Annotated in this window: 7 protein-coding genes; all 7 read left to right on the forward strand. The window is 34.2% G+C overall.

Translation table 11 applies throughout. The features are described 5' to 3' along the window. Positions 1 to 71: 71 nt before the first annotated feature. The 7 genes from PP176A_RS10120 to PP176A_RS10150 all read left to right on the forward strand — a co-directional run bounded on the left by PP176A_RS10120 (position 72) and on the right by PP176A_RS10150 (position 9,541). Positions 72 to 3,548, forward strand: a complete 3,477-nt coding sequence (locus tag PP176A_RS10120; protein WP_071140350.1) for a DNA polymerase III subunit alpha — start codon at positions 72 to 74, stop codon at positions 3,546 to 3,548. Positions 3,549 to 3,703: 155 nt separating this feature from the next. After that, positions 3,704 to 3,898: a hypothetical protein gene (locus PP176A_RS10125; protein ID WP_071140351.1), complete on the forward strand. Its 195-nt coding sequence runs from the start codon at positions 3,704 to 3,706 to the stop codon at positions 3,896 to 3,898. A gap of 40 nt (positions 3,899 to 3,938) precedes the next feature. After that, entirely contained in the window at positions 3,939 to 4,898 is a 960-nt protein-coding gene (pfkA, locus tag PP176A_RS10130) for a 6-phosphofructokinase (protein ID WP_071140352.1), read from the forward strand. Positions 4,899 to 4,920: 22 nt separating this feature from the next. Further along, a complete protein-coding gene (pyk, locus tag PP176A_RS10135) occupies positions 4,921 to 6,678 on the forward strand; it encodes a pyruvate kinase (protein WP_071140365.1) in 1,758 nt (585 codons plus the stop codon). Positions 6,679 to 6,710: 32 nt separating this feature from the next. After that, a complete protein-coding gene (locus PP176A_RS10140; RefSeq protein WP_071140353.1) occupies positions 6,711 to 7,103 on the forward strand; it encodes an FxsA family protein in 393 nt (130 codons plus the stop codon). A 120-nt stretch (positions 7,104 to 7,223) separates the two neighbouring features. Next, positions 7,224 to 8,573, forward strand: a complete 1,350-nt coding sequence (gene rlmD / locus PP176A_RS10145) for a 23S rRNA (uracil(1939)-C(5))-methyltransferase RlmD (RefSeq protein WP_071140354.1) — start codon at positions 7,224 to 7,226, stop codon at positions 8,571 to 8,573. 356 nt (positions 8,574 to 8,929) lie between these two features. Beyond that, complete coding sequence (locus PP176A_RS10150; protein ID WP_071140355.1) at positions 8,930 to 9,541, forward strand: helix-turn-helix domain-containing protein; 612 nt, start codon at positions 8,930 to 8,932, stop codon at positions 9,539 to 9,541. Positions 9,542 to 9,549 lie beyond the last annotated feature (8 nt).

Consider the following 9,549-nt stretch of genomic DNA (forward strand, 5'->3'; position numbering starts at 1 on the left):
AATTTTTTCTACATGTTATATGTTTATATGTTAAAATATAATTAATAAAATTGTTGGAAAGGATAATAGATATGTCTGAAACGGGGAAATTTGTCCACCTCCATGTTCATACGGAATATAGTCTTCTTGATGGGGCAAATAGGATAAAAGATTTGATAAACAGAACAAAGGAATTAAATATGGATACTATAGCTATTACTGATCATGGAGCTATGTTCGGAGTAATAAATTTCTATAAGGAAGCTATGAAAAATGGTATCAAACCTATATTAGGCTGTGAGATATATATATCAAGGGGAAAGTATACTCAGAAAGATCCTAAAGGAAGGGAGCAGTACCATCTGATTCTTCTTGCGGAAAATAATGAAGGACTTAAAAATTTGATGAAAATTGTTTCAGAAGGATATGTAAATGGTTTCTATTATAGGCCGAGAGTGGATAAAGACGTACTTAGAAAATATTCCAAAGGAATAATTGCATTAAGTGCATGTTTAGCGGGGGAGATCCCTCAAAACCTTCTTGAAGGTGATTTTCAAAGAGCAAGAAAAATTGCCCTGGAATATAGAGATATATTCGGAGAGAATAATTTTTTCTTAGAGTTGCAAGATCATGGTATGAGAGAAGAAAAGCTGGTAGATGAAGAAATAATAAATTTAAGCAGAGAAACGGGTATACCTCTTGTTGCAACAAACGATGCCCACTATTTAAAAAGAGAAGATGCTAAGATTCATGATGTACTTCTCTGTATACAAACAGGGAAGAAAGTCGATGACGAAGACCGAATGAAATTTCCTACAGATGAATTCTATATAAAATCCTATGATGAGATGAAAGAAATATTTGGAAATGTAGAAGAAGCATTAGACAATACAGTTAAGATTGGGAAACGATGTAATGTAACATTAGACTTTGGGCATTTACATTTACCCAGATATGATGTACCCAAAGGATATACCAATGTAGAGTATTTGAGAAAACTTGCTGAGGAAGGGCTTAAGAAGAGATATGGACAAATAGATGAAAATATAAAAAAGAGGTTTGAATTTGAATTTAACACCATAGTTAATATGGGATATACGGACTATTTTCTTATAGTGTGGGATTTTATAAAATATGCTAAGGATAATGGAATAATGGTGGGACCGGGGAGAGGCTCGGCTGCCGGAAGTATAGTTTCCTACGCGTTAGGGATAGTAGATATTGATCCCACTAAATACGGGCTTCTTTTTGAGAGATTTTTAAATCCTGAAAGAGTTACTATGCCTGATATTGATGTGGATTTTTGCTATGAGAGAAGAGAAGAAGTTATAGATTATGTAATAAATAAATATGGGAAGGACAGAGTAGCTCAAATAGTTACCTTTGGAACTATGCAGGCAAAAGGAGCCATAAGAGATGTAGGAAGGGCTATTAATATGCCTTATGGAGAAGTTGATTATATTGCAAAACAAATTCCTATGGAACTGGGAATGACAATAGATAAAGCTCTTGAAGTTAATAAGGCATTAAAAGATGAATATGAAAATAAGCCGGAAATAAAGGAGCTCATAGATTTAGCGAAAGCGGTGGAAGGACTGCCGAGGCATACTTCTACTCATGCTGCGGGGGTTGTTATATCCAAAGATTCTATAACCGAATATGTTCCTCTGTCCAGAAATGGTGATTCCATTACTACCCAATATACGATGACGGAATTGGAAGAAATGGGATTATTAAAAATGGATTTTCTTGGGCTTAGAACTCTTACGGTAATAAGGGATGCGGTAAATTTAATTGAAGAGAATCACAAAATTAAAATAGATTTTTCTAATTTTTCTTATGATGATGAAAATATATACAATATGTTTTCCAAAGGAGATACTTTAGGAGTATTTCAGTTTGAAAGTGCAGGAATGAGAAGATTCCTTAAGGAATTAAAGCCTACGATGTTTGAAAATATAGTGGCTGCCAATGCCCTATTCAGGCCTGGCCCTATGAATCAAATACCAATGTATATCGAAAATAAGAATAATCCTTCTAAAATAGAATATCTCCACATAAAATTGGAACCAATATTGAAAGTTACCTATGGCTGCATTGTATATCAGGAGCAGGTAATGCAGATAGTCAGGGATATAGGAGGATATTCTATGGGAAGGGCCGATTTGGTCCGCAGGGCTATGAGTAAAAAGAAAATGGCCGTAATGGAAGAAGAAAGAAAAAATTTTATATATGGGAAAACAGATTCTGACGGTAATATAGAAATACCAGGGGCTATAAGAAATGGTGTAGATGAAAAAAGTGCCGGGAAAATATATGATTTGATGATTGATTTTGCAAAATATGCCTTTAATAAATCTCATTCTGCCGCTTATTCTATGATTGCCTATAGAACGGCTTGGCTTAAATATTATTATCCGGTGGAATTTATGGCAGCACTTATTTCCAGTGTTATGGGAGATACGAACCAAGTCTCCCTTTATATTCAAGAGTGTAAAAGACTTAATATAAATGTACTTCCTCCCGATATAAATGAAAGTGATAGAAAATTTACTGTTTCTAATAATGAAATACGATTTGGATTGTCAGCAGTTAAAAATGTGGGGGACGTATTAATAGATGTTATAGTTAAAGGAAGAAAAGATGGCGGCAGATATAGAAGTTTTACAGATTTTTGTCAAAGGGTTGAAAAGATAAATTCTTCTGTAATGAACAAAAGAGCCATTGAGAGCCTGATCAGATGTGGTGCCATGAAAAGCCTTGGAGGAAATAGAGCGCAATTGATAAAGGTATTTGAAAGAATAATGGATAGAGTCCATAAGGATAAACGTAATAATATAGATGGGCAGACTTCATTTTTTGATGTAAACAATAGTGATATCCTTAAGGATGATCTTCCTGATGTCAAAGAATATTCCCAAGATGAGCTTCTCACCATGGAAAAGGAGATGCTGGGGATATATGTTAGCGGACATCCTTTAGCACCTTATGAGGAAGATTTAAAGAAAGTTTCTAATATGTCCACAATAGATATATTGGAAACGACAGAAGAAGGAGAAATGTCAGTAGGCGGAATTTCAGATGGGCAGGCTGTTACCTTAGGGGGTATAATAATATCTAAAAAGAACAAAATAACAAAGAATAATAATATGATGGCATTTATAACATTGGAAGATTTATACGGGGTAATTGAAATAATTGTTTTTCCTGCTGTTTATGATAAATTTAATAAATATATAATTGAGGATAGCGTGGTGGTAGTTAAAGGAAGAATTTCTTTAAGCGAGGAGGAGGATCCCAAAATAATATGTGAATCTGTTAAACCGCTACAAAGATTTAATAAGGATAAATTATATATAAAGATACCCAATATAAATAATAAAGATATATTTAGTGAGATCAAATCTATTCTTATGAAATATAAGGGGGAAACTCCTGTGTATATTTACATGGAAAAAAAGAATAAGACTATTATGGCTAACAGAGATCTTTGGGTTGATTCCCATGACAGTGATTTGATCGAAAAATTGGAAGATGTACTGGGAAAAGATTGTATAAAAATTTGCTAAAACGTTTATAATATCAAGTATTTATAATTATGCTATAATATTTTTATAACCCAGAGGGAAATCCAGATTTCCTTAATGTAAATTTCCCGTTAAATGAGTTTCAAGAATAGGGCAGTTCTATTTTCATTAATATTTAATTAAGGAGTGCGAAAGGTATGTGGACAGCGGTGTATGTAATAGAAGGAAAGGGAAATGCAGCGGAATTGGAAAAGAAGCTGAAGACAGAAGGATTTTTAATAAAAGTGAAACCTTTTGCAAAAGAAGGAGAAGAGATGCTTTATGAAATATTAGCACCTGAATTTGAGGCTGAAGAAGTACAAACTGTATTAATTGATTTAGGTTATATGTAGTTTTATATTTTGTTATTATATAAGGGAGGGTCTATCTATAATGAAAACTATAGGAATATTAACAAGTGGTGGAGATGCACCTGGAATGAATGCAGCAATCAGAGCAGTTGTAAGAACCGGAATATTCAATAAGATGAAGGTAATGGCTGTAAAGCAGGGATACAACGGGCTTATAAATGGCGATATTGATGAGATGAACCTTTCTTCTGTAGCAGATATTATTCATAGAGGAGGAACTATAATCAGAACTGCCAGAAGTGAGGAATTCATGACTGAAAAGGGTTTAAAAAAAGCATTGAATGTAATCGATGTTTTTGGAATTGACGGTTTGATAATACTTGGAGGAGACGGTTCTTTTAGAGGAGCTCAAACTTTAAACGAGAGAGGAATTGCCTGCGTAGGGATACCTTGTACCATAGATAATGATATGGGATATACTGATTATACTATCGGATTTTTTACAGCGGTAGAGACCGTAGTAGATGCTATAAGTAAAATCAGAGATACATCTGCCTCTCATGGAAGAGCCAATATAATAGAGGTCATGGGAAGAAGATGTGGCGATATTGCTTTATATTCGGGAATGGCAGGCGGAGCTGAAAGTATAATTGTTCCGGAAGAAGAATTGGATGTAGACAAAGTTTGTAAGAGACTTATACAAGGTCGAAACAGAGGAAAACTTCATAGTATTATTATTTTGGCTGAAGGAGTAGGCAATGCTTATGAGTTATCTAAGAGCATTGAAGAAAAGACGGATATAGAAACAAGAGTTACAATATTAGGCCATATTCAAAGAGGAGGAACTCCTACTGCCTTTGATAGAATAGTAGCAAGTAGGATGGGCTTTAAAGCTGTAGAACTTTTGATGGAGGGAAAATCCGGGGTTGCTGTTGGAATAAAAGAAAATAAAATATATTCTATACCTCTGGAAGAAGCTTTAAATGTCGAGAAAGTTTTTGATGAGAAGATGTTTGATATTGCAAAAGTACTTTCAATTTAAAAGGGAAATGGGAGGAAAAATAATGAAAAAAACTAAAATTGTTTGTACTATAGGACCTTCATCTGAAAAAGAAGAGGTATTGAGAGAGCTTATAATTAATGGAATGAATGTTGCAAGATTAAATTTTTCACATGGAAGTCATGAAGAGCATCAGAAAAGAATCGACGCTATTAAAAAATTAAGAGAAGAGCTTGATTTACCTATTGGGGTTATGTTGGATACAAAAGGGCCTGAAATTAGAATTAAGGAATTTGAAGACGGAGTATGCGAATTGGAAGAGGGACATGAATTTATTCTTACTTCAAGAGATGTCCCGGGAAATAAAAATATTGTAGGAATCAGTTATGCCGAACTTCCAAAGGACGTTAAGAGGAAAGACACTATACTTATAGATGATGGACTTATAGAATTAGAGGTAGAAGATATAATTGATGGCACGGATATTAAATGCGTTGTTAAAAACGGGGGAACTTTATCAAACCATAAGGGTGTTAATGTCCCGGGTGTAAAAACAAATCTTCCTGTTCTTACTGATGAGGATATAAAGGATATTAAATTTGGAATTAAAAATGAAGTTGATTTTATAGCAGCATCTTTTATAAAAAAAGGTAAAGATGTTATAGAAATAAGGAAGATACTTGAACAAAATGGAAATAATAATATAGAGATAATTTCAAAGATTGAAAGCCGTGAAGCGGTGGAAAATATTGACGAGATAATAAATGTATCAGACGGGATAATGGTGGCACGGGGAGATTTGGGAGTGGAAATACCTACTGAAGAGATTCCCCTGATACAGAAAAGTATTATCAGAAAATGTAATTTGGTTGGAAAGCCTGTAATTACAGCAACTCAAATGCTGGATTCCATGATCAGAAATCCGAGGCCTACAAGAGCCGAAGCTACAGATGTAGCTAATGCTATATTGGACGGCACCGATGCTATAATGTTGTCGGGAGAGACGGCAGCAGGAAAATACCCCATAGCAGCAGTAAAGACCATGAGAAGAATCGCTGAAAGAATAGAGTCTTCTTTAGATTACAGACAATTATTTAAAGTTAAATCCATGAGAAATGAAATAACAAGCACTAACGCTATCAGCAGAGCTACATGTGCCACTGCTGAAGACTTGGGAGCAAGTGCTATTATTACAGCAACGTCTTCAGGATATACGGCCAGGGCTGTATCAAAATTCAGACCTAAAGCTCCTATTATTGCTGCCACACCTTCGGAAAAAATAATGAGAAAATTATCATTGATATGGGGAGTGTATCCTGTATTATCGTTGAGAAGTGCATCTACAGATGAAGTAATAGATTTATCAATCCACTGTGCATTGAAGAAGGGATACATAAAAGAAGGAGATCTGATAATCATAACGGCAGGCATACCTGCAGGTATTCCCGGTTCCACTAATCTTATTAAGGTTCATACAGTAGGGAAAATCCTCCTTAGAGGAACAGGAGTCGGAGCCAAAGCGGTAACGGGAAAAGTTTGCATAGGAAACAGTCCTGAAGAACTAAAAGGAAAATTTGTAAAGGGCGATATATTGGTAAGTAAAGCTACGGATAAGGATATAATTGAATATATAAAAATTGCATCGGCCATTATAGCGGAAGAAGGCGGGCTTACCTCCCATGCTGCTATAGTAGGGTTAAACTTAGGGATACCAACTATTGTGGGAGCAAAGAATGCAACGAGTATACTTAAAGACGGCAGTGTCGTTACTGCAGATAGTATTACCGGATTGATATATAACGGAGAAGTGAGAGTTCTATAAACCAAAATAAAAAGGGAAACGGAGAGTGCTATATGAATAAATTAGTATTATTCTTAGTTATAACACCCATACTTGATTTGTTCATACTGATTAAGCTTTTTAAAAATATGGGGTTTTGGACTACTGTATTACTTATAATTCTTACAGGAATCGCAGGATGTTATCTGGCAATAACTGAAGGAAAAGTAACTGTTATAAAAGTAAATAAAGAATTGGGTCAAGGTAAAATACCGGGTAATGACATCATAAGTGCTTTATGTATATTTTTAGGAGGAATATTTCTTGTGATGCCGGGAATTATTACGGATATTATAGGGATAACTCTTGTAGTCCCCCCTACGAGAGATTTTTACAGGGAATATTTGATAAGAAGATTTACGAAAATGATTAAAAAAGGAAATGCACATTTATTTTTAAAATGGTAAACAAATAAGGTATAGAAAAAATTTTTTTGGTCGATAATTGATTTTAAGAAGGAAAAAAGGGATACTGATTCTTTTTGGGGCATTTTAAATGCCCCTATTTTTTTGGAAAGGAAGAAACATATGAAGGAAGAATTTTGGAAAGGCAAAGAAATAGAATTAAAAATACGGGATATGACAAAAGAAGGACAAGGAGTAGGAAAGGCAGATGGGTTTACGATATTTGTTGAAGGAGCTATTTTGGGAGATCAAGTGATTGCCAAAATAGAAGATATAAAAAAGAATTATGCCTTAGGAAAAATAGTAAAAGTAATTTCTCCCTCTGAATACAGAACGGATTCAAAATGTATATACGACATGGATTGTGACGGATGTCAATTTCACAGATTGAATTATAATAAGCAACTGGAGTTAAAGACAAGCATAGTGAAAAATGCATTGGAGAGAATAGGAAAAATTCAAGGAGCAGTAATACATCCGACTATAGGAATGAAGTTTCCATATAGGTATAGAAATAAGGGGGAATTTAAAGTAAAATCAGTAGGAGGAAAATCATCTGTCGGCTATTTCAAAAGAAGAAGCCATGATATAATTAATATAGAAAGATGTATTATACAGGATGAGTTATCTGATAAAATAATGAATAGTATAAGAGATATATTAAAAAATGAAGATACTTCCGAATTAAAGAATATAACAGTCAGAACAACGAAGCATAAAGAAGCAATGATAATACTTACTACAACGCGCAAAGGATTTTCGTTTAAAGAAAAATTAATAAAAAGGCTTTCAAATATAAAAGAAGTGAAAAGTATTTATCAGAATATAAACCCGAGGGCAGATTCGGAAATGATGGGAAGCAGAAACATTAAATTATACGGACAAGATACCATAACAGATTGTATAGGAGGTTTCAGATATAGTATTTCTCCCAACTCCTTTTTTCAAGTAAACAGAGAACAGGCGGAAGTATTATATGAAAAAGCAGTGGAATACCTTGATTTGAAAAAAGATGAGGTAGTCGTAGATCTTTATTGCGGTATAGGTACTATAAGTTTATATCTGGCCCAAAAGGCCGGAAAGGTCTATGGAGTCGAAGCAGTAGAAGAAGCCGTAAAAAACGGGCAAGAGAATGCGGTACTTAACAGAATAGAAAACGTAGAATTTATACAAGGCCTTAGTGAAGATGTGTTTCCCAAGTTATTAAAAAGAGGAATAAAGGCAGATAAATTAGTAGTAGATCCTCCAAGAAGAGGATGTGAAAAAGAAGTATTAGAGACAATAGCTCAGATGAAGCCCAAACGCATAGTATATATATCCTGCAACCCTGCAACCTTAGCGAGAGATTTGAGATACTTAGAGGAAAGAGGATATAAAACTTTAGAAGTGCAGCCTGTAGATTTATTTTGCTGGACGGGGCATGTGGAGAGTATAATAATGATGACGCATTGTGGCGATAAGGAGAAAAGGTAGGGTTCAACCACAACATATAGTGGTTTGAGGACAAAAATTGGGTCAAAAATCGGAGTAAAAACACCGTTTTTTGACCCTTAAAAATAGGGTAAAATATAGATGACATAGGAAAAATGAAAATTTTAGTTGATAAATCGGTGGATGAATTATATTATATATTACAGAAAAGTAGAGTAGTGAAACATGAATGATTTATAAGCTATTAGACAAATAGGAATTTGACTCTTCCTTTGATATGAAAAAACCGCAAAATTAAGCAATGTAAAGTCTAGTTGCGGTATTGTAAAGCTTATGTGGTAGTATTTTAGCATGATTTTAACTACAATAAAATTACCAAAACAAAGGAGGATTTTATTGTGAAATTATCAGATAAGATTATAATTTTAAGGAAACAACATGGTATGTCTCAAGAGGATTTGGCCGAAAAACTGAATATATCTCGTCAAGCAATCTCTCGTTGGGAAAATGGGTCTGCCACACCTGATGCATCAAATATTTTACAACTCAGCAAACTTTTTAATGTTACCACCGACTATTTGTTGAATGATGATTTTAAAAGTGATAATGACTTGCCAAAACTCAAGGAGACGAAAGAAAATAACCTAAAGCAAATAATGATATATTTGATTACGCTTGAGGTCATGGTTTTGCTGATGCAAATTATGGCTACTATCATCCTACAAAATGTTTTCTTTGTTGTTTTAAGTATCATACCATTTGTGGCGTTGGTCGGTGGTTTTGAATATGCATATCAAAAAAACGGGAATGAAACATCTGCTATTTTCAGAAAGAGTTTCTATAAAATATCTGTATGGCTTGGATTATATTTCCCTACAAGGTTTCTGGTAACTTTAGCAATGCATTTTTACCCTCACCCCTATTCGACCATTATTTTTGAAATTATGGTAGTGAGTGTGTACCTGATGCTTTCCATGATAGTGATGCTATCCATTGATGAAAAAGCATAAATTGAAGC

The organism is Sporanaerobacter sp. PP17-6a (genome assembly GCF_900095615.1).
Taxonomy (GTDB): domain Bacteria; phylum Bacillota; class Clostridia; order Tissierellales; family Acidilutibacteraceae; genus Acidilutibacter; species Acidilutibacter cellobiosedens.